This window comes from Streptomyces sp. WZ-12 (assembly GCF_028898845.1).
GTDB lineage: Bacteria > Actinomycetota > Actinomycetes > Streptomycetales > Streptomycetaceae > Streptomyces.
Genome location: NZ_CP118574.1, coordinates 5,318,678 through 5,343,004, shown reverse-complemented (window position 1 = coordinate 5,343,004; position 24,327 = coordinate 5,318,678). Strand labels below are relative to the sequence as shown.

At 71.2% G+C, this 24,327-nt stretch carries 22 protein-coding genes and 1 pseudogene; 14 read left to right on the top strand and 9 right to left on the bottom strand.

Going from position 1 to position 24,327, the window contains the following annotated elements; genetic code table 11:
• Nucleotides 1-50: 50 nt before the first annotated feature.
• From PV796_RS23210 to PV796_RS23200, 3 genes are read right to left on the bottom strand one after another with little or no spacing between them, the layout of a single operon-like run.
• Nucleotides 51-929: an SDR family oxidoreductase gene (locus PV796_RS23210; RefSeq protein ID WP_274915273.1), complete on the bottom strand. Its 879-nt coding sequence runs from the start codon at nt 927-929 to the stop codon at nt 51-53.
• Nucleotides 926-1,912: an alpha/beta fold hydrolase gene (locus tag PV796_RS23205; RefSeq protein ID WP_274915271.1), complete on the bottom strand. Its 987-nt coding sequence runs from the start codon at nt 1,910-1,912 to the stop codon at nt 926-928. Before PV796_RS23205 ends, PV796_RS23210 begins: the two co-directional genes overlap by 4 nt.
• The gene (locus tag PV796_RS23200; protein ID WP_274915270.1) at nt 1,909-3,459 is read right to left on the bottom strand and encodes a flavin-containing monooxygenase; all 1,551 of its coding nucleotides are present in this window, start codon (nt 3,457-3,459) and stop codon (nt 1,909-1,911) included. The genes PV796_RS23205 and PV796_RS23200 overlap by 4 nt, the downstream gene beginning before the upstream one ends.
• Before the next feature lie 288 nt (nt 3,460-3,747).
• Here PV796_RS23200 and PV796_RS23195 point away from each other — a divergent pair, with 288 nt between their 5' ends.
• On the top strand, nt 3,748-4,518 hold the full coding sequence (locus PV796_RS23195; RefSeq protein WP_274919189.1) for a MerR family transcriptional regulator: 771 nt from the start codon (nt 3,748-3,750) through the stop codon (nt 4,516-4,518).
• A 34-nt stretch (nt 4,519-4,552) separates the two neighbouring features.
• On the opposite strand, the gene PV796_RS23190 is transcribed toward PV796_RS23195, so the two are convergent.
• Nucleotides 4,553-5,356, bottom strand: coding sequence for an exodeoxyribonuclease III (locus PV796_RS23190; RefSeq protein ID WP_274915269.1), 804 nt, complete (start codon nt 5,354-5,356; stop codon nt 4,553-4,555).
• A gap of 82 nt (nt 5,357-5,438) precedes the next feature.
• Between PV796_RS23190 and PV796_RS23185 the strand changes: the two genes are divergently transcribed.
• The 4 genes from PV796_RS23185 (at nt 5,439) to PV796_RS23170 (ending at nt 8,487) form a co-directional block, all read left to right on the top strand.
• Nucleotides 5,439-5,921: a GNAT family N-acetyltransferase gene (locus PV796_RS23185; RefSeq protein ID WP_274915268.1), complete on the top strand. Its 483-nt coding sequence runs from the start codon at nt 5,439-5,441 to the stop codon at nt 5,919-5,921.
• Between the two features lie 112 nt (nt 5,922-6,033).
• The gene (locus PV796_RS23180) at nt 6,034-6,981 is read left to right on the top strand and encodes an ABC transporter ATP-binding protein (RefSeq protein ID WP_274915267.1); all 948 of its coding nucleotides are present in this window, start codon (nt 6,034-6,036) and stop codon (nt 6,979-6,981) included.
• Entirely contained in the window at nt 6,978-7,961 is a 984-nt protein-coding gene (locus tag PV796_RS23175; RefSeq protein WP_274915266.1) for an ABC transporter permease subunit, read from the top strand. Before PV796_RS23180 ends, PV796_RS23175 begins: the two co-directional genes overlap by 4 nt.
• A gap of 139 nt (nt 7,962-8,100) precedes the next feature.
• Nucleotides 8,101-8,487 (top strand): GntR family transcriptional regulator, encoded by a 387-nt coding sequence (locus tag PV796_RS23170; protein ID WP_274915265.1) that lies wholly within the window; start codon nt 8,101-8,103, stop codon nt 8,485-8,487.
• Nucleotides 8,488-8,552: 65 nt separating this feature from the next.
• Here the strand turns inward: PV796_RS23170 and PV796_RS23165 are convergent, their stop codons facing one another.
• Both PV796_RS23165 and PV796_RS23160 read right to left on the bottom strand, forming a co-directional pair.
• The gene (locus tag PV796_RS23165; protein ID WP_274915263.1) at nt 8,553-9,869 is read right to left on the bottom strand and encodes an ATP-binding protein; all 1,317 of its coding nucleotides are present in this window, start codon (nt 9,867-9,869) and stop codon (nt 8,553-8,555) included.
• Nucleotides 9,870-9,937: 68 nt separating this feature from the next.
• Nucleotides 9,938-10,402, bottom strand: a complete 465-nt coding sequence (locus tag PV796_RS23160; protein WP_274915262.1) for a hypothetical protein — start codon at nt 10,400-10,402, stop codon at nt 9,938-9,940.
• A gap of 280 nt (nt 10,403-10,682) precedes the next feature.
• Between PV796_RS23160 and PV796_RS23155 the strand changes: the two genes are divergently transcribed.
• Together PV796_RS23155 and PV796_RS23150 are read left to right on the top strand one after the other, a co-directional pair.
• Nucleotides 10,683-11,474 carry a MerR family transcriptional regulator gene (locus PV796_RS23155; RefSeq protein ID WP_274915261.1) on the top strand — a complete coding sequence of 264 codons (792 nt, stop codon included), beginning with the start codon at nt 10,683-10,685 and terminating at the stop codon, nt 11,472-11,474.
• A 12-nt stretch (nt 11,475-11,486) separates the two neighbouring features.
• Nucleotides 11,487-12,749 (top strand): glycosyltransferase, encoded by a 1,263-nt coding sequence (locus PV796_RS23150; protein ID WP_274915260.1) that lies wholly within the window; start codon nt 11,487-11,489, stop codon nt 12,747-12,749.
• Nucleotides 12,750-13,068: 319 nt separating this feature from the next.
• Here the strand turns inward: PV796_RS23150 and PV796_RS23145 are convergent, their stop codons facing one another.
• From PV796_RS23145 to rfbB, 3 genes are all read right to left on the bottom strand, one after another.
• Nucleotides 13,069-14,454, bottom strand: a complete 1,386-nt coding sequence (locus tag PV796_RS23145; RefSeq protein WP_274915259.1) for a class II 3-deoxy-7-phosphoheptulonate synthase — start codon at nt 14,452-14,454, stop codon at nt 13,069-13,071.
• 118 nt (nt 14,455-14,572) lie between these two features.
• Nucleotides 14,573-15,442: a glucose-1-phosphate thymidylyltransferase RfbA gene (rfbA, locus tag PV796_RS23140; protein ID WP_274915258.1), complete on the bottom strand. Its 870-nt coding sequence runs from the start codon at nt 15,440-15,442 to the stop codon at nt 14,573-14,575.
• A gap of 59 nt (nt 15,443-15,501) precedes the next feature.
• The gene (gene rfbB / locus PV796_RS23135; protein ID WP_274915257.1) at nt 15,502-16,476 is read right to left on the bottom strand and encodes a dTDP-glucose 4,6-dehydratase; all 975 of its coding nucleotides are present in this window, start codon (nt 16,474-16,476) and stop codon (nt 15,502-15,504) included.
• Between the two features lie 484 nt (nt 16,477-16,960).
• Between rfbB and PV796_RS42415 the strand changes: the two are divergent.
• The 7 genes and pseudogenes from PV796_RS42415 to PV796_RS23105 form a co-directional block, all read left to right on the top strand.
• A pseudogene (locus PV796_RS42415) lies at nt 16,961-17,374 on the top strand (acyltransferase); the annotation flags it as partial.
• A 48-nt stretch (nt 17,375-17,422) separates the two neighbouring features.
• On the top strand, nt 17,423-17,899 hold the full coding sequence (locus PV796_RS23130; RefSeq protein WP_446750695.1) for an acyltransferase: 477 nt from the start codon (nt 17,423-17,425) through the stop codon (nt 17,897-17,899).
• Nucleotides 17,899-19,170 (top strand): hypothetical protein, encoded by a 1,272-nt coding sequence (locus PV796_RS23125; protein WP_274915255.1) that lies wholly within the window; start codon nt 17,899-17,901, stop codon nt 19,168-19,170. Before PV796_RS23130 ends, PV796_RS23125 begins: the two co-directional genes overlap by 1 nt.
• Nucleotides 19,167-19,745 (top strand): hypothetical protein, encoded by a 579-nt coding sequence (locus tag PV796_RS23120; RefSeq protein WP_274915254.1) that lies wholly within the window; start codon nt 19,167-19,169, stop codon nt 19,743-19,745. Before PV796_RS23125 ends, PV796_RS23120 begins: the two co-directional genes overlap by 4 nt.
• Before the next feature lie 119 nt (nt 19,746-19,864).
• A complete protein-coding gene (locus tag PV796_RS23115) occupies nt 19,865-22,087 on the top strand; it encodes a prenyltransferase/squalene oxidase repeat-containing protein (protein WP_274915253.1) in 2,223 nt (740 codons plus the stop codon).
• Nucleotides 22,084-23,325, top strand: a complete 1,242-nt coding sequence (locus tag PV796_RS23110; protein ID WP_274915252.1) for an MFS transporter — start codon at nt 22,084-22,086, stop codon at nt 23,323-23,325. Before PV796_RS23115 ends, PV796_RS23110 begins: the two co-directional genes overlap by 4 nt.
• Nucleotides 23,322-24,248 carry an NADP-dependent oxidoreductase gene (locus PV796_RS23105; protein WP_274915251.1) on the top strand — a complete coding sequence of 309 codons (927 nt, stop codon included), beginning with the start codon at nt 23,322-23,324 and terminating at the stop codon, nt 24,246-24,248. Before PV796_RS23110 ends, PV796_RS23105 begins: the two co-directional genes overlap by 4 nt.
• Nucleotides 24,249-24,327: the final 79 nt, after the last annotated feature.

The following is a 24,327-nucleotide window of genomic DNA, read 5'->3' as shown; positions in this document are numbered from 1 at the left end:
GAGCGGCCCGGGCCCGCGCGGGCGGCCACCGGGCCCGCACCCGCGGCGCGTTACCCGCTCAGCCGGGCCTTCTCGTCCGCCTCGCCGCCCGCGCCGACCAACCCGGGGCGGAACCCGTCGAGCCGGTCCCCGAACCGCCGCATCTCGCGCTGCCCCACCGTCCCGATGAGCGAGGGGAGATGGCCGCGCACCGCCTGCATCCCGCGCAGCCACCACTGCCCGTAGACGTGCGCGGAGCGGCGCTCGACGCCGTCGGCTATCCGGTCCACGGCCGGGCCCAGCGGATAGGTCTTGTTGGACGGCCAGGGCAGTCGGGCGCGCAACTCCCGCATGATGTCCTCCTGGTCGGCGCCGCGCACCATGTCGGTGTCGGTCCAGCTCAGATAGCCGACGCCGACCCGGACCCCTAGGTGTCCGACCTCGGCGCGCAGGCTGTGCGCGAACGCCTCCACGCCCGACTTGGAGGCGCAGTACGCGCTCATCATCGGCGCCGGCGTGAGCGCGGCGAGCGAGGCGATCTGGAGGAAGTAGCCGCGGGACTCCCTCAGTACCGGCAGGAACGCCCGCGCGGTGACCGCGCTGCCGATCAGGTTGACCTCGATGACCCGCCGCCAGGCCACCGGGTCGGAGTCCCCGAACGGACCGCCGGTCGCCACCCCGGCGTTGGCGACCACCGCGTCGACCTTCCCGAAGCGGAGCTTGACCTCCGCGGCGATCCGGGACAGCGCCTCGTGGTCGGTGACGTCGGCGTACCAGTGGTGCGCCGGGCCGTGCAACGAGGCGGCGACCTCGCGCAGTTCGTCGGGCTCCAGGCCGACCAGCGCCAGGGTCGCCCCGCGCGCCGACAGCTTCCGCGCCAGCAGCGCCCCGACCCCGCGCGCCGCGCCGGTGACGACCACGACCTGCCCGTCCAGCTTGCTCCCGTTCACGCCGCCTCCTCCTTCTTCGTGTTCCTGCTCTTCTGCCGCTGCGGGGTGGGTCGTTGCTCCTCGGGGGCGGGGGCCGTGGCCAGATGGTCGCGGGCCAGCTCCCGCAGCCGGCCGGCGACCGCGTCCGGGTCCTCGACGGGGGTCATGTGGCCGAGCCCGGGCAGCGCGGTGAGCCCCGCGCACTGCGGGAGGACCGAGGCCAGCCGCCGGGCGTGCACGAACGGGGTGAGCCGGTCCGCGGTGCCCGCCAGGACCGCGGTCGGCAGCGCCAACCTGGAGACGCCGCGGGTGAGTTGGAGCCCGTAGAGCACGTGCCCCCAGCGGGCGCGGACCCGCGACGGGCAGGCGTGCACCATCCGGGCGCACGCCTCGATCTGCTCAGCGCTCGCCTTGGGGCCCAGCGTGACGTACCGCAGCGCCGCCCTGGCGACCGGGGTGATCGGGCCGAGCGGGGCGCCGGAGCCCAACAGCAGCCGGTGCGCCAGGCGCCGGCCGCCGGGGGTGGGCAGCGGGAACACCCGGCACTCCGCGGGCAGATCGGCGCAGCCGGTGCTGCACAGCAGGGCGGCCGCGGCCCGTGCGCGCAGCTCCGGCCGCTCGGCGGCGGCCATGATCGTCATCCCGCCCATGGAGTGCCCGCCGACGACGGCCCGTTCGCCGGGCTCCAGGGCCTGTTCCAGGACGGCGACCAGGTCGTCGGCGAGTTGGCGGGTGCCGTAGCCGGCGGGCGGGACGGCCGGGCTGCGGCCGTGGCCTCGCTGGTCGTAGAGCACCACCTTGTGGGTGTCGGACAGTTCCCGGACGACCGGGGCCCAGAAGGCGGTCGAGCAGGTCCAGCCGTGCGCCAGGACCACCGCCGGGGCGCCCTGTGGGCCGTGCACCTCGGCGTGGAGCCGGGAGCCGTCGGCGGAGGTGACCTCCAGGGTCCGGCGGGGGGCGGGCGGGGCGTAGCGGCCGCGGGTGGCGTGTGCCGGGCGGGTCATGCCGCCACCTCCTCGGTCTGCGCGGTGGTGCGGGCGGCGGCCGGGGCCGGTGCGCCGTCCGGTGCGCTGCGCGGGGGCCGGATCACCTCGTACTCGGCGAGGTCCACCTGCCGGGTCTCCCGCCGGAACTCGGCGGTGGTGCCCGGCCAGGCGGTGGTGTTCCGCCCGTTGGCGTCCAGGTACCAGCTGTCGCAGCCGCCGGTGTTCCACACCGTGCGCGCCATCCGCCGCTGGACGGTGCGGGTCCACGCGTCGACGGCGGACTGCCGGGCGTCCAGGGCGATCCGGTCGCCGAGGACGTCGAGTTGGCGCAGGTAGTCGACGAGGTAGTTCAACTGCGACTCGATCATCAGGATCATCGAGCTGTTCCCGAGGCCGGTGTTGGGCCCGATGATGGTGAGGAAGTTGGGGAAGCCGGCCGCGCTGCTGCCGCGCAGCGCCTCCATGCCGTCCTTCCACTCCTCGGCGAGGCTGGTGCCGCGGGCCCCGATGACCCGCTCGGCGATCGGCAGGTCGGTGACGTGGAAGCCGGTCCCGAAGACGATCGCGTCCGCCTCGGCCTCGCTGCCGTCCGACGCGACCAGGACGTTGCCGCGGATCTCGCGCAGCCCGGAGGTGACCACGTCGACGTTGGGCTCGACCAGCGCCGGGTACCAGGTGTTGGACAGCAGGATCCGCTTGCAGCCGATGCGGTAGTCGGGCGTCAGCCGGGCCCGCAGCGCCGGGTCCTTGATCGCCTTGTGCATATGGGACTTCGCCAGCCGCTCGACCAGCCCCAGCTCGCCGGGCCGCTTGGTGAACGCGCTGACCTGCAACTCCCGGATGCTCCAGAGGAGTTGGCGGCGGAGCTGACGGGTGGCGGGCACCCTGGTGTGCAGCCACCGTTCCACCCCGCTGATCGGCCGGTCGGCGCGCGGCATCACCCACGGCGGGGTGCGCTGGAACACCGTCAGCCGCCCGACCCGCGGCTGGATCGCCGGCACGATCTGGATGGCGGAGGCGCCGGTGCCGACCATCGCGACCCGCTTGCCCCGCAGGTCGTAGTCGTGGTCCCAGCGCGCGGAGTGGAAGACCTTGCCGGGGAAGTCCGCCAGCCCCGGGATGTCGGGGATCTGCGGGTCGGAGAGCGGCCCGGTGGCCGACACCACCACATCGGCGGTGTACGCCCCCTGGGCGGTGTCGATCTCCCACCACAACTCCGTGCCGTTCCAGCGCAGTTGTCGCACCTCGGCGTTGAAGCGGAGGTGCGGACGCAGCCCGAAGGTGTCCGTCACCCGCTCCAAGTAGGCGCGGATGTGCGGCTGTCCGCTGAAGTTGCGCGGCCACTGCGGATTGGGCGCGAACGAGAACGAGTACAGGTGCGAGGGCACGTCGCAGGCGCACCCCGGATAGCTGTTGTCGCGCCAGGTACCGCCCACCGAGTCCGCCCGCTCCAGGACCACGAAGTCGGTGATCCCCGCGCGCCGCAGCCGCACCGCGGCCCCCAGGCCGCCGAATCCCGATCCGATCACCGCCACCCGCACATGCCGCCGCCCGTCGTCGGCCATGCCGCCACCTCCCGTGTCGACGCTCCACCGTCCCCCAATCGCGCCAGCAATCACTGGCGCGATTGGCACGGTTGGAGCGTAAGGCAGTCCCGTACCGAGCGGTAGGGGGCAGGCGGCAGGAAGTTACCTCCGGTCACCCCCGGCCCCCGGCGGCGCCGGCCCGCTTAGGCTGGGCCCGTGGCAGACCAGGCGGCAGCACCTCCCCCCGAGCACGCGCACCCCCGCGCCCATAAGGACGACATACCCCCCGGGGAGCCTCAAACAGCCCCGAAGGTGCGCGAGTTCCGCATGGCCGACCTGGCCAGGGAGGCCGGCATCACCGTCCGCACGCTGCGCTTCTACCGCGAGCGCAAGCTGCTGCCGCCGCCCCGCCGGGAGGGCCGGATCGCCTGGTACAGCGAGCACCACCTGGCCCGACTGCGCACCATCACCGCCCTCTTGGAGCGCGGCCACACCCTGGGCGGGATCGCCGAGCTGTTCACCGCCTTCGAGACCGGCCGCGACGTCGGCGAACTCCTGGGCCTGCCCAGCCCGTTGCTGACCCCCTGGTCCGAGGAGACCCCGGTCCGCCTCGCGCCGGAGGAACTGGCCGACCACTTCAGCGGCGAGGTCACCGCGGAGAACCTCACCGCCTCACTGGCGATCGGCTATCTGGCCGTGGACGGCGACGAGTTCGTGCACATCAGCCGCCGCCTGCTGGACGCCTCCACCGACCTCGTCGCCCAGGGCATCCCGCTCGGCGCCGTCCTGGAGGCCGGCCGCAAGGTCCGCGCGCACGCCGACGCGCTCGCCGACGTCTTCACCACCCTGATCCGCGCCCACGTCGTCACCACCCTGCAGGACCTCCCACGGGCCACCGAGACCGTGGAGAGCCTCCGCCCGCTCGCCAAGGGCGTCGTCGAGGCCGAGGTCTCCATGGCGATGGACCGCCGCATCCGCGCGGAACTGGAGAGCCTCCTGAGCGGCGCGAAGGCGGTGGACGCCCGGGGAGACGCGGCCCAGGAGGACCCGCCCCAACGGGACGCGCCCCACAACGGGCAACCGCCCGGGCAGGGTTGACCCTGCCCGGGCGGTACCCGGAAAACCCGGCGCGCTACGCCCCGTACACCACCGTCACCGGCGCATGGTCGCTCCACCGCTGGTCGTAGCTCTCCGCCCGCTCCACGTACGCCTTGACGGCACGAGCGGCCAACCCCGGCGTGCACAGGTGGTAGTCGATGCGCCATCCCGCGTCGTTGTCGAACGCCCGCCCGCGGTAGGACCACCACGAGTACGGCCCCTCGACCCCCGGGTGCAGCGCCCGGACGGCGTCCACATAGCCGCCCTCGGCCGCGGCCAGCACGGTGGACAGCCAGGCCCGCTCCTCCGGCAGGAAGCCGGACTTCTTCTGGTTGGCCTTCCAGTTCTTCAGGTCGGCCTCCTGGTGCGCGATGTTCCAGTCGCCGCAGACGACCACCTCGCGGCCGTCCGCCGCCGCCCGCTCGCGCAGCCCGACGAGATAGGGCAGGAACTCCGCCATGAAGCGTTCCTTCTCGTCCTGCCGCTCGGTGCCGACCTCGCCGGAGGGCAGGTAAAGGCTGGCCACCGTCACCCCGGGCAGATCGACCTCGACGTACCGCCCGCTGTCGTCGAACTCCGCCGACCCGAAGCCGATCCGCACCCGCTCCGGCTCCCGCCGGGTGTAGAGCGAGACCCCGGCCCGGCCCTTGGCGGCCGCCGGGGCGTGCACCACGTGCCAGCCCTCCGGCTCCCGCACCTCGGCCGGCAACTGGGCGGTCTCGGCGCGCACCTCCTGAAGGCACAGCACATCGGCGTCGGTCCCGGCCAGCCACGGCAGGAAGCCCTTCTTGGCCGCGGCCCGCAGCCCATTCACGTTCACACTGGTCACGGTCAGCATCCCGGCACCCTAACCCGCCGGCCCGCCGGCCCCGCCCCGGCCGCCTTCCGGTCCGCCCGCCCGCTTCCGTACGCTTCCGGGAATGGAGATACGCGCCGTCCGCTACGACCACCCCGACGCGACCCGCCTCGACGAGGAGGTCCAGCAGGAGTACGCCCGGCGCTACGGGGACGGGGACCTGACGCACCTGGCCCCGGAGATGTTCCTGCCGCCGCTCGGCCTGTACCTGATCGCCTACGAGGACGACCGGCCGCTGGCCACCGGCGGCTGGCGGGTCCAGGAGGACACCGCGGAGGGGTACGCCCCCGGCGACGCCGAGATCAAGCGGATGTTCGTGGTGCCGGGCGCCCGCGGCCGCGGGCTGGCCCGACGCATCCTGGCCGCCCTCGAAGACGACGCCCGGGCCGCCGGCCGCCTCCGGATGGTGCTGGAGACCGGCACCGAGCAGCCCGAGGCGCTCGCCCTCTACGCCTCCAGCGGCTACGCCCTGGTCGAGAAGTTCGGCTACTACCGGACCTACGAGTCCAGCCGCTGCATGGCAAAACCGCTGGTCACGGCCGAGTAGCGGCCCGGCCGCCCGCCCTTTCCCGACCCGGCGGGACTCCCACGCTTTGACAGGCCCCTGACCGCTCTCCATACTCATTCCACTAATGAACTAGTTAAAGGGGGGATCTCGCATGCACGACCCGAGCCCGGGCCCCTGGGCGATCGAGGCCGACAACGTGGGCAAGCAGTACCGCCGCCGCTGGGCACTGCAGGAGTGCTCCTTCCGGCTCCCGACCGGGCGGGTGGCCGCCATGGTCGGCCCCAACGGCGCCGGCAAGAGCACTTTCCTCGGCCTCGCCGCCCGCCTGCTCCAGCCGACCACCGGCACCCTGCGGCTCGGCGGCGTCCCGGTCACCGACCCGAACGTGCTGACCCGCGTCGCCTACCTCGCCCAGGACAAGCCGCTCTACCCGCGCTTCACGGTCGCCGACACGCTCCGCCTCGGCCGCGAGCTCAACCCGACCTGGGACCAGGCGCTCGCCGAGCGCATCGTCCGCTCCGGGAACATCCCGCTCACCGCCAAGGTCGGCGCGCTCTCCGGCGGCCAGCGCACCCGCGTCGCCTTCGCGCTCGCCTTCGGCAAGCGCCCCGCGCTGCTGCTGCTCGACGAGCCGATGTCCGACCTGGACCCGCTGGCCCGCGACGAGCTGTCCGGCCTGCTGATGGCCGAGGCCGCCGAGCACGGCACCACCGTCCTGATGTCCTCCCACCTGCTGTCCGAGGTGGAGGAGATGTGCGACTACCTCCTCGTCCTGGCCGGCGGCCGACTGCGGATGGCCGGCCCGACCGACCAACTGGTGCCCGCGCACGCCCTGGTGACCGGGCTTGCCGCCGACGGCCGGGTGCCCAAGGAGCTGACCGACCGGCACACCCTCGTCGACGCCCGCGTCAACGGGCGGCAGTTCAGCGCGCTTCTCCGCCCGACCGCCCCGCTCGCCACCACGCCGGCGTCCAACGGGGGCGCCGGCTGGGACGTCGTGACGCCGAGCCTGGAGGAGATCCTGCTGGCCTGCATGCGCGCCCCGGACGCCCCCACCCTGATCGTGGACGACGCCGACGAGAAGGAGACCGCGGCATGACCACCGCCACCACGCACCTCGAAACCGCCGCGTCCCCCGGCGTCCGCACCGGCCCGCTGCGCGGCGTCCTGTGGCTGGTCTGGCGCCGGCACCGCGCCGCGCTGCTCACCGGCATCCTGGTCACCCTCGCCGCCTGCGCGCTCTTCTCGTACCAGCGGATCGGGCTGACGGAATTCCTCGGCGGCCAGAACGCCACCCGGGCAGTCTTCAACGATGACTTCCTGCGCAGCTACGGCCCGATGTTCAACGGCGACATCCAGTTCCTCCAGCTCATTCCGGTGGCCGTCGCCGTGTTCCTGGGCGCCCCGCTGATCTCCTCCGAACTGGAGCGCGGCACCCTCCGGTTGGTGACCACCCAGTCCGTCAGCCGCGGCCGCTGGCTCGCCGCCACCCTGGCGCTGCCGCTGACGATCGTGATCGCGTGCACCGCCCTGCTGGCGACGGTCTTCCAGTGGCTCTGGTCGCCCGCCCACTCCCTGGCCGTCGGGGGCGACTGGCTGCACAGCGGCCCGTTCGACGTCACCGGCCCGATGCTCACCGCCGAGACCCTCTTCCTCACCGCCTGCGGCGTCGCCCTGGGCAAGCTGATCAAGCGGACGGTGCCGGCGATGGCGGCGACCGCGGTCGCCGCCATCGTGATGAGCGTCGTCTGGGGCGAGAAGCTGATGCCGAAGCTGGGCACGCTGCGCAGCCTCACCTACCCCGTCAACGGCGAGGCCCCTGCCCTGCCGGACGACGTGATCCGGATGGACGACTGGGTGGCCACCGCCGACGGCCGGCTCTTCGGCTTCGGCACCTGCGTCAACGACGCCCACCCCGACGCCTGCCGGGCCGACAAGGGCATCGTCAACCACGTCACCCAGTACCTGACCTTCGACCAGATGCCCGGCATGCAGTGGCTCGGCGCGGGGATCCTGCTGGCGCTGACCGCGGTGGTGCTGGCGTTCGTGGTGTGGCGGGCCCGCCGGCGGCCGCTCTGAACGGGCGAGCGGGCCACCGCGGCGGGCGCTTTGACAGCCGCCGCGGGCGGCCCGATCATCAAGCGGTCGACGGGCGCGGCGCCGGCGGACGCGCCGGACGCGCCGATCGCACCGCACCGTGCACGGAGGAAGGAAGGGGGTGAGCGCCGTCGAGTTCCGGATCGACCGCCGCAGCGGCGTCGCCACCTACCTCCAGATCGTCCAGCAGGTCCAACAGGCGCTGCGGCTGGGCATCCTGGTGGAGGGCGACCGGCTGCCCACGGCCGCGCAGGTCGCCGCGACGACCAAGGTCAACCCCAACACCACGCTCAAGGCGTACCGCGAGCTGGAGCGCGAGGGCCTGGTCGAGCCGCGGCCGGGCCTGGGCACCTTCGTCAGCCGCACGCTGGCCCGCCCGGACTCGGCCGCGGACGCCGTGCTGCGCGAGGAGTTGCGCGCCTGGATGGACCGCGCCCGCGCCGAGGGCCTGGACCGCGAGGACGTCCGGGCGCTGCTGAACTCCGTCCTGGAGGACCGCTTCCCGTAAGGCGTGAGCGCCGGCCGTCCTCCTACGGGAGGGACCAGCCCTCCCGTAGGAGGACGGTCCCGGCATCACACCCCGTCGCCGCTCTCCCCTCTCCCGCTCCCGTCCCCGTCGGGGCACAGCGCCCCCCGCAGATCAACGGTGGCCTGCGCCCCGCCCCCGGGCGGATTGGCGAAGCCCAGCCCGGCGCCGAGCACCCGAGCCTGACCGGCCGCGATGGTCAGCCCGAGCCCCAGCCCCGTCCCGCCGCGGCCGCCACCGGTGCGGAACCGCTGCGGGCCGTGCGTCAGCAGCGACTCCGGGAAGCCCGGCCCGGTGTCCCGGACCCGTATCACCCCGTCGTCGACCTCGACGGTCACCGGCGCCGCCCCGTGCCGCCGGGCATTGCTGATGAGGTTGACCAGGATCCGCTCGACCCGCCGCGGATCGGTCTCCACCAGCCCGTCGACCAGCACCCGCACCCGTATCCCGCCGTTCGCCCCCGCCCGGGCCGCGCCGGAGCCCGCGCCCGCGGAGGCCGCGCCCCCGGACCCGCCGCCCTGGCCGGCCGCCGCCGCGACCGCCCGGTACGCCAACTCCCCCAGCGGCCGCACCTCCCGGTCCGCCTCCTCGGTGCGGGCGTCCAGCCGCGCCACCTCCAGCACGTCCTCCATCAGCCCGCGCACCCGCTCGGCCCGGTCCCGGACCATCTCGGCGGGCCGGGACGGCGGCAGCAACCCGGCCGCGGTGACCAGCCCGGCGACCGGCGTGCGCAGCTCGTGGGCGATGTTCGCGGTGACGTCGCGCTCGGCCCGCAGCCGCCCGGAGAGCGCCTCGGCCATGGTGTTCACCGCCGCGGTGAGCTGCGCGATCTCGTCGTTCCCGGTGCGCGGCAGGCGCGCGCCCAGGTCGCCCTCGGCGATCCGCTGGGCGGTCGCGGCGGAGGCGGTCAGCCGCCGCCCGAACCGGTGCGCGACCAGCAGCCCGACCACGCAGCCCAGCGCGGTCCCGGCCGCCCCGGCCCCCCACAGCATCCGGTCCAGCGCCTCGACGGTCTGCTGCTCCCGGTCGTAGGGGCGCTTGAGCGCGACGATGTCCGGGCCCAGCCTGGTGGCCGCCCACAGGTACGGCGTCCGGCCGCTGAGGTCCAGGTAGACGCCCCGCCGGCCGCCCTCGGCCAGTGCCTTCAGCGGACGCGGCAGGTCAGGGGGGTTGATCAACCCCCGCCCGGTGTCAATCCCGGCGGCCCGGTCCTGGGCGGTGGTCTGCAGCCGGCTGTCGAGGGTGTGCCCGGACAGGTCGAGCTGCGCGTTGACGGTGTGGTGGTGGACGAGCACGCCGACGAGGACCGCGACCACCGCCGCAGTGGCGGAGATCGCGATGCCGATCTTGGCGCGCAGCCCCATCCGTTCCCTTCTTCCGTTCCTCTCGGCCCCCGGCGCGTCCCCGCGCCCGCGGCCTCCCGGACGCCGCGCTACTCGACGTCGGGCAGGTGCAGGCTCACCCGTCCCAGCTCTGCGGCCTTCGCGCCGTGGAGCTCGGGCGAGACCACCCCGGCGCTGGAGTAGTACGCGAACCCCGGCAGCCGCTGGAGGCCGCTCAGCGTCACCTTGACCCGATACGGCTCGCGGGTGCACTGCGGGGCGCACCAGTTCCCGCTCAGTCCGCCGGAGGCCACCGCGGTCGGGCCGCCCCAGGACTCCCAGCGCAGCCCGGTCAGGCGCGCGGAGTCCCCCAACGGGAGCGCGTCCGGGCGCTGCAACGGGCGCCCCAGCGTGTCCGCCGCGTAGACCGGTCCGATCCGCGCGGACGGCGCGACCGCCGGCCCCTCGTCCCGCAGCAGCGGCCGGGGCCCGCCGCACCCCGCGAGCGCGGCGGCGAGCAGCCCGGTGAGCAGCACGGCACCGGCGGCCTTGGCGGTGGCGGTCGCTGGTCTCACGGATTCCTCGGGCGGACGGACGGGCTGGGGCTGCGCACCAGGTGCACCCTGCGTGCACAGGGACGTACCGCCGTGCGCACACAAGAGCGAATACCTGTTTCCCGACAAATGTAACGGCGCTCCCCTCGAACCGACGCCCCGATCGTCTCCTCCGCCCCAACCCTCCCCCTACCCCTCCCTTGACCCTCACGCAACGTCAGGCCGCACCCTTGATCGACACCGCACCGCGACCGGCCGCCGACGGCCGCGCGGCGCCATCACCCGCACGAAAGGCGCCCCCATGGGATACCCGGTAGGCCAGGTCTCCGCCGTCGCCGGGGTCACCGTCCGCACCCTGCACCACTACGACCGCACCGGCCTGCTCCGCCCCAGCGACCGCAGCCCCGCCGGCTACCGCCTCTACAGCGACGCCGACCTCGCCCGGCTCCAACAGATCCTCTTCTACCGGGAGCTCGGCTTCCCGCTCGACGAGATCGCCACGATCCTCCAGGACCCCCAGGCCAACGCCCTCGACCAGCTCCGCGCCCGGCACCGCCGGCTCACCGGGGAGATCGCCCGGCTCCGGCGCCTGGTCGAGGTCGCCGAGCAGGCCATGGAGGTCCAACAGACCGGCGTCCGGCTCACCCCGCAGGAGCGCTTCGAGGTCTTCGGCGAGATCGCCTTCGACCTGACCTACGCCACCGAGGCCGAGCGCAAGTGGCGGCACAGCGAGGGCTACCGGACCTCGATGGCCCGGGCCGCGACGCACTCCAAGGCCGACTGGGCGCGGATCATGGCCGAGGCCGCCGACTGGCGGGCCCGCCTGCTCGCCGCCCACGACGCCGGCGAACCGGCCGACGGCGAGCGGGCGATGGACCTCGCCGAGGAGCACCGCCAGCACCTGATCCGCTGGTTCACCCCCTGCCCCACCGACATGCACGCCCGGATCGCCGACGACTTCGCCGCCGACCCCCGCGCCTTCACCCTGCTCGTCCCGCCCACCGAACAACGCCCGGGCCTCGCCCCGTACGTGCGCACCGCGGTGCACGCCAACGCCGTCCGCCAGTCACCCCCCGACCCCACCGCCCCCTGACCGGAGGCCGCCATGAACATCCTGCTCACCGCCGCCGGTTCGCTCGGCGACATCGCCCCGTACACCGGCCTCGGCGCCCGCCTGCGCACCGCCGGCCACGACGTCACCGTCGCCACCCACGACACCTACGCCCCACTCATCCGCGCCGCCGGCCTCACCTTCCGCCCCCTCCCCGCCGACCCGCGCGCCACCGACCCCGCGGACGCCGCCACCCCCACCACCCGCCGCGCCCTGCTGCGCCGGGCCGCCGCCTTCATCGAGCAGCTCGGCAACGGCATGGCCGACGCCGCCACCCCCGACACCGAACTGCTCCTGCTGTCCACCACCACCGCCCCGCTCGGCTGGCACCTCGCCGAGGCCCTCGACATCCCCTCCGTCGGCGCCTACCTCCAACCCACCGCGCCCACCCGCGCGTTCGCCCCCGTCGTCGGCGGCGGCCGCTCGCTCGGCGGCTGGGGCAACCGCGCCGCCGGCCACCTCTCCCTCCGCGTCGTCGACCGCCTCCACGCCGACGCCGTCCGCGCCCTCCGCACCCGCCTGGACCTGCCCCCGGCCACCCCGCGCGCAACCCGCCGCCGCGCCGAGGCCGCCAACTGGCCGGTCCTGCACGGCTTCAGCGAACTCCTCGTCCCCCGCCCCGCCGACTGGCGCCCCGGCCTGACCCTCACCGGCCACTGGTGGCCCCACCTCGCCCCCGACGCCCAACTCCCCACCGAACTCGACGACTTCCTCACCTCCGGCCCACCCCCGATCGCCATCGGCTTCGGCTCCATGTCCACCACCGACGCCGAACGCCTCAGCACCCTCGCCGTCCGCGCCCTCCGCCGCGCCGGCACCCGCGGCATCCTCCTGGCCGGCAACGCCAACCTCACCGCCCCCTCCCCCTCCGACGACATCCTCACCCTCTCCACCCCCGTCCCCCACGCCCTCCTCTTCCCCCGCCTCGCCGCCGCCGTCCACCACTGCGGCGCCGGCACCGCCGCCGCGGCCCTCCGCGCCGGCATCCCCTCCGTCCCCGTCCCGTTCACCGGCGACCAGCCCTTCTGGGCCGCCCGCCTCGCCTCCCTGGGAGCCGCCACCCCCGCGCTCCCCTTCACCACCCTCACCGAAAAACTCCCCCTCGACGACGCCGTCACCCGCCTCGCCACCGCCCTCACCCAGGCCACCACCACCCCGGCCCTCCGCACCCGCGCCCAATCCGCCGCCCACCACCTCACCACCGAAGACGGCCCCACCACCGCCCTCCACACCCTCACCCACCACTTAGCCCCCTGACCTCACCCCCCCTCAACACCCCACAAACGCAAAAGCCCCCACCGATCTCCCGGTGGGGGCTTCCCTGTTGCAGTGGGCCGTTCGTGGGTGGGGCTGACCTGCGGCTACGGAAGACGCTCACTTGGGGCTTCCCAACAACCTGGGCCAAATTTCCCACATGGATGCACCGCACACGCACTGCACCGCTACCAACGCCTGCCTGGTCGATACGGACGCGCTGCGCCGAGCCTGCCTGAGCCTGTGCCCGCACCGGCTTGTTCCCCGTCGCGATGGAGGCCACGCTGGCGATGGCTAACCGACAGAATGCGCTGAGCTGATCTTATACGGTGCTTCCCCGCCGTCGTCGGGCGGTATCCAGCAGGAACTCCGCTACCAGGAAGGCGAGATCGAGGGACTGGCGACGGTTCAGGCGCGGGTCGCAGGTTGACTCGTACCGGGAAGCCAGGTCCACGAAGTTGATCTCGTGTCCGCCACCGACGCATTCGGTGACATCATCTCCGGTCAGCTCCACGTGGATGCCGCCGGCGTGGGTGCCGAGTTCGCGATGGACCTCAAAAAAGCCGCTGACCTCGTCAAGGACGTCGTCGAAGCGGCGAGTCTTGTGACCAGAGGGAGCCTCGATGGTATTGCCGTGCATGGGATCGCAGATCCAGGCGACCTGAGCACCGGAAGCAGTGACCTTTCCCACGAGGGAAGGAAGCACGTCGCGAACCTTCTCACAGCCCATCCGGGTAATGAACGTGAGCCGCCCGGGGACCCGCTTGGGGTCGAGGCGGTCGACGAGACGCAGTGCGGTATCAGCCGTCGTGGCCGGGCCGAGCTTGACGCCGATCGGGTTAGCGATATGGGAGAAGAACTCGATGTGGGCGCCGTCGAGGGCGCGGGTCCGCTCACCGATCCACAGCATGTGGCCGGAAGCTGCATAGGCGACCCCCGTCAGCGCGTCCCGGCGAGTCAGAGCCGATTCGTAATCCAGCAGAAGTCCTTCGTGGGAGACGAAGAACTCCGGTCGGTCGAAGTCCTCGGGCCGTGCCCCGGTGGCGCGCATGAAGTCGAGGGTGTGGTCGATGCGGTCGGCCAGCCGCTCATACTGAGTCTTGAGCGGAGATCCCTCGACGAAGTCCCGGTTCCACTCGTGAACCTGGCCGAAGTCGGCGTATCCGCCTGCCATGAACGCCCGTACAAGATTGAGAGTGTTGGAGGACGCCTGGTATACGCGCAGCAGCCGCGTCGGGTCCGGGATACGGGCATCGGCGGCGAAGGGGAAGCCGTTGACTGCGTCGCCCCTGTACACCGGCAGGGTGAGACCGTCGCGAGTCTCAGTCGACTTTGAGCGGGGCTTGGCGTATTGCCCGGCGAGGCGGCCCACGTTCACGACCGGTACGGCGGCGGCGTAGGTGAGGACGGCGGACATCTGGAGCATGGTGTTCAGCTTGCTGCTGACGGCGTCGGCGCTCGCCCCGCTGAAGGTCTCGGCGCAGTCGCCGCCCTGCAGGAGAAAGGCCTCTCCCCGCGCCACGGCGGCAAGGCGGTCGTGAAGCCGGGCGCATTCGCCCCACAGGACCAGGGGTGGTAAAGAGGCGAGCTGCTCCGTCACAGCATGGAGGGCGACCGGATCCGGCCAGGCCGGCTGCTGGGCGGCCGGCTGGCCGAGCCAGGAGTCCGGCAGGACGCGATCGGGCGCGCCCGGAAGGAGTGTGTCCACGACGTCTCCTGACTGAATCTGTGTGAGTCGTGCTACCCGTCCGGGCAGCTTGATGCGGTGAGTGGAGGAAGAGAACACGGCCCGCTGGGTGGAGCCAAGGGCTGTACGGCTATGGCTGTCAGGAAGCCGCGAGCTCCATCACGTAACGGCCGTAGCCAGAGGACGGCGAGAGGTTCTTGCCGAGCAGCGCCAGTTGCTGCTTGTCGACGTAGCCCATGCGGTAGGCGACCTCTTCCAGGCAGGAGATGCGGATGCCCTGACGCTTCTCAAGGACCTGGACGAACATCGCGGCCTCCAACAGGCTGTCGTGTGTGCCCGTGTCGAACCACGCCGACCCCCGCCCTAGATTGACCAGGCGTGCCCTTCCCTCACGAACGAAGGTGAGGTTCAGGTCCGTGATCTCCAACTCGCCGCGCGCCGATGGTTCCAGGTCCGCTGCGCGCTGCACAGCCTCGGCGTCATACATGTACAGGCCCGTGACGGCGAGGTTCGACGTGGGCTGGGCGGGCTTCTCCTCCAGCGAGATGATGGTTCCGTCGTCGTCGACGGTCGCGACGCCGTAGCGCTCCGGGTCGCTCACCGGGTAGCCGAAGAGCGTACAACCGTCCAGACGCGCGGCCTCCTGGCGAAGCATGTCCGGGAGCCGGTGTCCGTAGAAAATGTTGTCGCCGAGGACGAGGCAGATCTTCTCGCCCTGGGCGAAGGGCCCAGCTATCACGAGGGCCTCTGCGATGCCCCGCGGTGCGTCCTGGGCGGCGTAGCTCAGGGAGATGCCGAGTCTGCTGCCGTCCCCGAGGAGTAACTGGTACGTCTCCAGGTACTCGGGGCCGGAGATGATCAGAATCTCCTGGACACCGGCCTGCATGAGTACGGACAGCGGGTAGTAGATCATTGGTTTGTCATAGACGGGCAGCAGCTGCTTGGAGTGGACGCTGGTGAGCGGGCGCAGCCGGGTTCCGGAGCCGCCGGCGAGGATGATGCCACGCATCGTTTCTCCCTTGAGGTCGTCGATCGTCTGTGGGGCGGAACGTAGGTTGATGTGACGCGTCAGGCGGCGGCTGTGGTGAGCGGTTCCCACCAGGAGGCGTTGTCGCGGTACCAGGAGACCGTCTGCGCCAGACCCTCCTCGAAGTTGACTCGCGGACGGTAGCCAAGGGCCCGCAGCTTGCTGTCGTCGAGCGAGTAGCGCCGGTCGTGGCCCTTGCGGTCGGACACCGCGCGCACCGATGACCATGTGGCGCCACACGCCTGGAGGATGGACTCGGTGAGCTGACGGTTGGTCAGTTCCCGTCCTCCGCCGATGTTGTAGACCTCACCAGGGATGCCCTTCGCAAGGACGATGTCGATGCCGCTGCAGTGGTCGTCGACGTGAAGCCAGTCTCGAACGTTGAGGCCGTCGCCGTAGAGGGGAACGGTACCGCCGCGCAGGAGGGTGGTTGCAAAGAGCGGGATGACCTTCTCGGGGTACTGGTAGGGCCCGTAGTTGTTGCTGCAGCGGGTGATGCTGACATTCATGCCGTGAGTACGGGCGTACGAACGCACCAGCAGGTCAGCGCCCGCCTTGGCCGCCGCGTAGGGGGAGTTGGGGGCGAGCGGCCACTCCTCGGTCCAAGAGCCGGAGTCGATGGACCCGTACACCTCGTCCGTGGAGACATGGATGAACCGCGGTACGTCAGCACGCAGGGCGGCCTGCAGCAGATTGTGCGTGCCCAGGACGTTGGTCGTGACGAATTCGGCGGAGCTGCTGATGGAGCGGTCGACGTGGGTCTCGGCGGCGAAGTTGACCACGGCGTCGACACCGGTCAGCAGTTCCGGGACCCGGTCAGTGTCCGCAATGTCACCCTGCACGAAACGCAGCGCTGGGTGGTCGGAAACAGGTGCGAGGTTCGCGAGGTTGCCAGCATAGGTCAGCTTATCGAGGACAGTAACCCTGTCGGCCGCGATATCCGAGCGCCCGTCGAGCAGTCGACGGACATAATTACTGCCGATAAAACCGGCTCCACCGGTTACCAGCACGTGCATGATTAACCCACCCTTTGACGGTTCGCCCCGGGGGTTTTGGTGAAATATCCTCGACGGCCGCGATCTGGCGTCGGAAAGAGTTAGCTCACGCCAAGACTCCCCCGGGTTTGGCGTAGCGTGAACGAGGGCCTGCAAGGCCAACGACTAGGATCGTAGAACATCGAACATGCCTGCTGCAACAAGGTTCTGAGGCGAAGACATCGAGAGGTCGGCGGAAGAATAAACTCCGATTAAGGGGAAAGTCATGGAGGGGTAAAGGAACCTCGATCTTGGTCAATCGGAATGCCGCCCTCCCAGTAATGGGCAGCATGTGCGTGCGGCGCTGTGGCGCATCGGGAGCCTCACTAGAATTCCGGATAGAGCTTGCGTATTCGAAGCGACGCTGGATAGTTTCGGCTGCCATGAAGCTCCCAGATGGCTGTCGAGGCCGTATCCAGTGGTCACCTTCCCCACTTCTGGCGAGCGCGAGCTGGAACGGGGTGTCATGTTTATGAAATCCGACCGCGGCTCTCCCGCGGGGGTGTCTGCTGAAGCGCTGATTGAGGCGGAGACGGAGATCTGCCCGGACACAACCGTCGGGTCAGGTTCCTGGATCCGCTTCGGGACGGCGGCCCGCGCATCCGTTGTAGCGGGTGGGGTTTTCGTCGGCTTCCGTTGTCTGTTGGAGGCCGCACACATCGCTTCTGGATGTCAGATCGCTTCCCTTGCGCGCATAGGCAACCGAGGCGGAGCACCGGTCCAGGTGCAGGCCGGTGCCTGGATCGGCGCGCGGGCCGTGGTTGCCCCCGGTGTCCGCGTCGGGCCTGGCGCCGTGGTGGCGGCTGGCGCCCACGTCACGGCCGACGTGCCGCCAGATGCAATCGTCGTGGGGCGCCCCGCGCGTGTCCTGCGCCACCGCCAACCGGTCGAGGACGGGGCCCCGGACTTCGGTGCCATCGTCGCCAGAGTGCGCGCCCGCACAGACTCCAACCGCCGGCCACTGCCAGATGGTTGGACCGCGGCCGGCGGTGGCGTGCTCGACGCCGACCTGTCGGGCGGCCCCAGCGTCGAGCTGGGCGCCGGCGTCATCGCCATAGGGCGCGCCGATGGGCCGTCACCCCGTGGTGGCCTACGCGTCGGCCCCAACGTGCGGATCGGCGAGCTGTCCATCCTGGAGGCTTCCGATGGCATCGACATCGGGGCCGGAACAGAGCTCAGTCCCGGGGCGCTTGTCGTCTCCAGCGGCCATGACCTGACCCGGCGCTCTCTGCCTTGGCAGGGCGGTTCCGTGTCCATCGGCGCGGGCGTGCGTATCGGCGCGGGCGCGACCATCGTCGGCCCCTGCGCCATTGGCAATGACGCTGTGATCACTGCCGGTGCCGTCGTCGTGGGGGACATCCCCGCCCGGCACACCACATCTGGAGTCTTGGAGAGGAAGAGTTGATGAGGATCGTCCTGGCACCAGCACCGACGGGTTCGGGGCACAACATGCGCGCCCTCGCCCTCGCTCGGGAGCTTCGCCGCCAGCTCCCGGAAGTGGAGCTGACTGTTCTACTCGGTTCCCTGCAGTCGACGTTCGGCCCGCTGTTCGGCGAGGCAGGCGTCAGTGTGGTCGATGTCGCCGGCGACCTTGTCGACCACGCGACGCGCAGCAACCTCACCCGCGAGCTGGACTGGCAGACGTACATCAAGGGGTACCTCGCACCGGCCTTCGTCAACGGTGAGCGGGTGCTTGGCTATCTCTCGTACTACCAGGATCTCAAGCCGGACCTGGTGGTCAGCGACTACAACATATCGGCGAGCATGGCGGCCACCCTCAGTGGCACGCCCCATGCGTTGGTCACGGAGCGGTACGACTTCACCCTCTTCCAGATCGACGACCGCACTCTTGAGTCGGGCGGCTTCCGGGTGAACCGGGAGGACCTGCGGCGCGGCCGTAACTCGTTGCACTCGGTCTTCAAGTGGATCGTCGACACGGCGGAGGTGGTTCTGACCGACAAGCCTTACGTCCCAGAGCTCGATGATGGCACCGCCGTGGCCCGCGCGCTGGTCGAGGGCAACGCCGTCTTCACCGGCCCCATGATCCGCGAAGTGCCCGAGCGTCAGGACGGCTCCGTGGTCCGTGCGTCGCTCGGCCTCGGTCCCGGGCCGATCATGGTCGGTTCCGTTGGCGGCACCACGATGTTCCGAGAGAACAAGCAGCAAGTCATCGAAGACTACATACGCACCCATCAGCGTCTGAAGCAGGACCACCCGGACCTCCAGCTCGTCTTGCTTGGCCGCGAGCAGGTGGAGGCGCCCGACGACGTGGTGGTCCTCACCTATTTACCCGACTGGATGCCGCTGCTGCAGGAGGCCGACGTGCTGCTGTCGGCGCCGGGGTGGATCACGGTGACCGAGGTGGCTGCCCTGCGCGTGCCCACTGTCTTCGTACTCAGCAGCCTTGGGGAGTACCACGAGGTCGAGGCGTCCGAGCGCCTCGGCCGACTTGGCTTCCCCTCCCTCGTTGCGCCCCCAGTGGACGAACTAGTGGACGTGGTGGGCCCGTTGATCGGGAACCGGGCCACCGAGCCGACTCCCGCCCAGCTCGCCGTTGCACCCGAAGGGCCGGGCACAGCCAAGGCTGCGGGTCTGCTTGCAGTTGCCGCCCTGACCGCCAGGGCCCGAAGCGAATACCAGGCGCCGGTCGGCGAGGCCGAAGGAAATCAGCGGTGACTGCACCTGAGCGAACCGGCGAAGCGGCGATGGCCGCTGGCGCCACGCGCATGCTGCTGACAAGCGACGGCTCGACCACCCTTCTCCTGGAGGCGCTGCTCGGCTGCCGCCTGACCGTGCAGGTCGACCGCCAGGAGCTGGTGCCCGCGCCTCGGCTCGATCCAGCGGCCATCGCCGCCCTCGACCTAGCCGCCGAGGGCGCCGCAGTGGAACGCATCTCTGCCCTGCGCACCCCCGGCGGGGTATCGGTCAGCCGGAACACCGTGGTCTTCACGGCGCCGCCCGCAGGATGGTCCGGGTCTGCCAAGGACCTCGCACCCCTCGGCAAACGGCTGCGCGAACAACGCACGCGCCAACACCGGGAAGTCCTGTCCTCCGGTAGCGCGGTGTGGGCAGAGGACGGCCAAAACAGGCCATGCGCATACAAGGCGTACGTCATCACGTGCGACGACGGCAGGCGGCTGTACGTGCATGAGCGGTTCAGCCCCGACCATGTGCGCCTCCCCGCGGACGATTGGCCGGGCCGAGACGCAGCGGCCGGGGCAGAGCGAGCGCGTCAGCCGCTCACTGGCTGAAGTCCACACCCCACCTAGGCCGACCGCCCGATGCCTGTTAGCATCATGACGGCTAATTCGATGTTTCACGAATAACGAATGAAGTCCACCTGACGACCTGTCCAGCCAGGAGCTAGTCCATGAGTCCGCCTTCCCAGCGCGCCTTCGTCCTAGAGCAGGTCCTGGACGAGCATGCCCGTGTCCCCGCAGTCATCGGGCGGGACGCGGGCGATGTGATCACCCCGGACCGCACCTTGCGCGATGCCGCACTCGCCCTGCTCGTGCTGCCCGGTCCCAGCGACCGGCGCCTTGCGATCCAACTTCTCGCGTCATTGAGGGAGTTCGACGACTCCGAGTACCCCGGCAGTCACGAGCTCCTCGATGTCACCGGAGCCGCCCATCCGGTCGGTGACGTCCGCACACCCGCAGATCAGGCACTCGCCGCCTGGGCCCTGTACCGGGCGAGCGCCCTGCTCGGCGACGACGGGCTCGCCGCCGTGGCACGCGACCGCCTACGACAGGTGACGGAGGCGGTGACCGAGCACAGCTGGCCAGCGCGCCTCGACCGGACCGGGGCCATAGTCCTGGACGGTGCGAGTCCGCTGGATCAGGCCGCGGTCCTGGTTCTGGCCGCCGACGCGGTGGACGACGGGGCGCCCGAGTGGTCCGCTTTCCTCGACGCTGCCGCTCTGCATCTGGAAAGGTACGTCGCCGATGTCGGCGTCTGGGCTTGCCTAACCCCGCGCGGCGACCCGGACACCGTGCACGGCCACCGCGTCCGCGCCTCCGCTCTGGCCGCCCTGGCCTGGTCCGCGTTGCACGAGCGCGGCCGGGGGTACGGGCACGACCGCGCTGCCGGCCACGCACGGCAGGCGCTGCTGCACATCCACGCCCACCACCCGCATGTCGGGGCCGGGGGGTACTGGGACCGCAGCGACGTCTCCTCCGTGGTTCGCGTCGACCCGGTGGCTGCTCTGCACGGGCGACCTGATTCGCCGTTTCCTGCCAAGCTCGTCGCCGACCATGCCCTGCTCGTTGTCGCTGTCCGTAGGGCTGCTGCCCTCGACGGCGGCAGCGACGAGGCGGCCGCACAGCTCAAGTCGCTGGCCGAAAGGGCAGCCGCTGAGCTGGAGCGGTATAGCGACCCGCAGGCCGGTGGTGTCTTCCAGGGACAGGGCAGCTGGTTCTCGACACCAGTTGACCCCACGGTCCCGCTGGCCCGGCACGTCATGGCACCGCCGCGCAGCACCGGCTCGTTCGCCGTCGGCAACACCACGTATGTGCCCTTCCACGAGAAGCATGCTCTGACACAGCTCCTCGCTCTGCGGGCGCTTGGCGACCAGGTGCCTGCCGTCCCACCCGGCCCTCCGGCCCCGGCCGAGCCACCACGGCCACAGCCCTTCGACAACGACCTGTCCTGGGTGACGAGCGCGCCGCTGTCCGAGGGCCTCGTCGACGTTCCGGGCTATCTGCGCTGGCTGCGGTCGACCGCCTCGGGGCTCGGCTACGGCCTGACTCCGTACCGGGCGCCGCTCAGTCTCAGGTCCGACCGCACCGCGCAGACGTTCTCCATACTGCACGTGGTCTCTGACCTTCTGGCCCTGGGCGAGCCGGTGCCCAACGTGCCGGGCGCGCTCACCGGGGTGTTCGCCACTCAGAACCCGGACGGGGGCTTCGGCGAGCAGCCCGGCCTTCCCTCCGAGGCTTTCACGACGTACTGCGCCGTGCTGACGGCGATCGTGCTGGGCGGTGGCGACCACCCAGCGTTCGACCGCGACGCGTGCGTGGAGTTCGTGCAGGCATGCCAGCGCCCCGAAGGCGGGTTCGGCAACGCGCCCGGCTACCCTCCCGACGCCTGGCACTCCCACCTCGCCGCGCTCACGCTGGTCGCGCTCGACGCCCGGCCGGAGCGCGAGGACGACCTGGTGGCGTTCCTCCTGAGCTGCCAGAACCCCGACGGAGGCTACGGCAACCTGCCCGGCTCGCCGTCGGACACGTTCGCCACCTTCCGCGTGGTGGACACCCTCGTCGCCCTCGGCCTTCGTCCGCCGCACGCGAAACAGACCATTGCCTGGCTACGTGGCCTGCAGACCGAGGCAGGCGGCTTCCGTTACCGGGAGTCCGGAGCGGAAAGCTTCGTCGGCTCCTACCACGCCATCGCGACGCTCTACGTGCTGGGCGAGCTGCCTGCCGATGCACCCGCCTGCATGCGGTATCTCGCAGCCCGGCAGAGCTCCGACGGCGGCTTCTCCCGGGCGCCCGGCGGGCCCTCGGAGACCACCGATGAAGGGTTCATCGCGATCCAGGCCCTCCACATGCTCGAAGGGAAGCTCAACCGCTCCTGGGCGGTGATGATGACATGACCAATACTGCCTCGACCTCGACCACGGCTACACCGGCGGCAAGCGCCGGCCAGACCGGTCCCTCGGCACGGACCGTCTCCCTGCTCTCCTTTGCCACCATGTTCGTGATCGGCACGGACACGTTCCTCGTCGCTCCGCTGCTGCCGACACTGGCCCGCACGTTCGACGTGTCCTCGGACGTCTCCGGCTGGATGGTCAGCGCCTACGCGCTCGGCTATGCGCTCTTCGCGCTGGTCGCGGGACCACTGTCGGACGGTCGCGACCGCCGCCGGGTGCTGCTGACCGGGCTCGTCGGGTTCATCGTGATGACCGCGCTGTGCGGCTTCGCGCAAGACTTCTGGACGATGATCCTGTTTCGGTTCCTCGCCGGGGTGAGCGCCGCGTTCGTCTCCCCACAGATCTGGGCCTCCATCCCGGTCTTGGTGAAGCCGCAGCAGATCGTACGCACCATGGGCTACGCCACAGCGGGCCTGTCCATCGCGCAGTTTGCCGGCATCCCGCTCGGCAGCTGGCTTGCGGCGGCCTCCTGGCACCTGCCCTTCTGGGTGATCGGCGGGGCTTCCGCACTGCTGTGGTTGCTGCTCGCCCGCTACTTCCCGTCGGTGCCGGGCCGCCCGGGGAGCACCGGTGGTGGCCTCCGGACCCTCTTCAGGCCTTACGGCACAGTGTTCGGCGGCGGCCGGCTGCGCTGGTTCCTCCTCGGCTACTTGGTCTTCCAGACAGGCAACTTCGAAGCAATCTCCTTCTTCGGCTCGTGGTTCACCAAGGACTTCCAGCTGAGCGTTGCCTCGGTAGGCACCGCCATGATGGCCGTCGGCGCGGGCAACGTGGTCGGCTCTCTGTTCGGCAGCCGTCTCGTGCAGCGCCTGGGGCTCTACCGCTCACTGCTGAGCGGCGTCCTCAGCATGGCTGCGCTGTACTGCCTGGTGCCGTTCTCGCCGAACCTCGCCACGGCCCTCGTGCTCCTCGCGCTCGTCATGATGGTCGCAGGGTTCGTCTTCCCGGTGTTCATGAGCATCCTGCAGCAGGAGACCGAGACCGCTCGCGGCACCGTCTCCTCGCTGGCCAACGCGGCCATGTACATCGGCACGACCATCGGCGGCGGCGTCGGCGGCGTCCTGCTGACCAAGGTTGACGGCTTCTACGGCGTCGCCGCCTTCGCCATCGCCGGGTACCTGGTCTCGCTCGTCGTGTACACAGCGGCCGGAGCCTTCCGCCGACGGGAGGCCGACGCATGAGCTCAGCCGTCCTCTTCGACCAGTACGGGACCCCCGACGAGCTGTACACCGCCGACGTCCCCGTTCCCTCCCCGGGCCCCGGCGAGGTGGTCGTCCGCTACACCGCGATCGGGGTCAACCCCATCGACTGGAAGATCCTGAGAGGCGACTTGCGGGCACATGTTCCACTGAGCCTGCCCGGCGGCTGTCTCGGCGTCGAGGCGGCGGGCGTCGTCGTCGATGTCGGCTCCGGCGTCCGGCGCTTCCGGGTCGGCGACCCCGTCATCCGCCACGGACGGCCCGGCGCCTATCGGACCTACGAAGCCGTACCCGCCTCCCAGGAGTCCGATGAACTCACCGCCCAGCCCGGCCGGTTCTCCGCCGAACAGGCCGCGGTCCTGCCTGTAGCCGCAGGCACTGCGTACTCGTCCCTGCGCCAGGTCGGACTGCGCGCTGGAGAGCGACTCTTAGTGCACGGAGCATCCGGCGGGGTGGGCCTTGCCACTATCCAACTCGCTGTGCTGACCGGCGCCGCCGAAGTGATCGGCACTGCATCGGCCCACCACCACGATCTGCTTCGGCGGCTCGGAGCGACACCGGTCGAGTACGGCGAAGGCCTCCTTGAACGCCTCACCGAGCTTGGTCCGTTCGACGTCTCGGTGGACTGCGCCGGCGGAACCCAACCCACCGAGACCGCAGTACGCCTGGTGGATGACCCCGCGCGCCGGGTCACGATCGTGGCGGACCCGCAGGCCCAGGCCAACGGAGTGCCGTATCTCGACCACGTACCACTGGAGTTGGCCTCCACGCTCGACCTGATCGGCCACAGCCCCTTCGAATTGCCCGTCACGGCGCGCTTTCCGCTGTCCCGGGCCGCGGAAGCGCTCACGCTTGGGCAGAAAGGCGGCCTCGGCGGAAAGATCGTGCTCATTCCCGAGGCATAACCGGCGGCGAGTGTCCTACCAGGGCCGAGAGGGACCGTCAGTCACTGGCCAGGCTCGCCAACCCCGCCCCGCTCCCATC

Coding starts and splice junctions, on each gene's coding strand:
- PV796_RS23115 (WP_274915253.1), top strand. CDS start 19,865: ATGAGTCCGCCTTCCCAGCGCGCCTTCGTCCTAGAGCAGGTCCTGGAC.
- PV796_RS23200 (WP_274915270.1), bottom strand. CDS start 3,459: ATGGCCGACGACGGGCGGCGGCATGTGCGGGTGGCGGTGATCGGATCG.
- PV796_RS23110 (WP_274915252.1), top strand. CDS start 22,084: ATGACCAATACTGCCTCGACCTCGACCACGGCTACACCGGCGGCAAGC.
- PV796_RS23105 (WP_274915251.1), top strand. CDS start 23,322: ATGAGCTCAGCCGTCCTCTTCGACCAGTACGGGACCCCCGACGAGCTG.
- PV796_RS23195 (WP_274919189.1), top strand. CDS start 3,748: ATGGCCGACCTGGCCAGGGAGGCCGGCATCACCGTCCGCACGCTGCGC.
- PV796_RS23165 (WP_274915263.1), bottom strand. CDS start 9,869: ATGGGGCTGCGCGCCAAGATCGGCATCGCGATCTCCGCCACTGCGGCG.
- PV796_RS23155 (WP_274915261.1), top strand. CDS start 10,683: ATGGGATACCCGGTAGGCCAGGTCTCCGCCGTCGCCGGGGTCACCGTC.
- PV796_RS23190 (WP_274915269.1), bottom strand. CDS start 5,356: ATGCTGACCGTGACCAGTGTGAACGTGAATGGGCTGCGGGCCGCGGCC.
- PV796_RS23205 (WP_274915271.1), bottom strand. CDS start 1,912: ATGACCCGCCCGGCACACGCCACCCGCGGCCGCTACGCCCCGCCCGCC.
- rfbB (WP_274915257.1), bottom strand. CDS start 16,476: ATGCACGTGCTGGTAACCGGTGGAGCCGGTTTTATCGGCAGTAATTAT.
- PV796_RS23185 (WP_274915268.1), top strand. CDS start 5,439: ATGGAGATACGCGCCGTCCGCTACGACCACCCCGACGCGACCCGCCTC.
- rfbA (WP_274915258.1), bottom strand. CDS start 15,442: ATGCGTGGCATCATCCTCGCCGGCGGCTCCGGAACCCGGCTGCGCCCG.
- PV796_RS23125 (WP_274915255.1), top strand. CDS start 17,899: ATGAGGATCGTCCTGGCACCAGCACCGACGGGTTCGGGGCACAACATG.
- PV796_RS23150 (WP_274915260.1), top strand. CDS start 11,487: ATGAACATCCTGCTCACCGCCGCCGGTTCGCTCGGCGACATCGCCCCG.
- PV796_RS23180 (WP_274915267.1), top strand. CDS start 6,034: ATGCACGACCCGAGCCCGGGCCCCTGGGCGATCGAGGCCGACAACGTG.
- PV796_RS23175 (WP_274915266.1), top strand. CDS start 6,978: ATGACCACCGCCACCACGCACCTCGAAACCGCCGCGTCCCCCGGCGTC.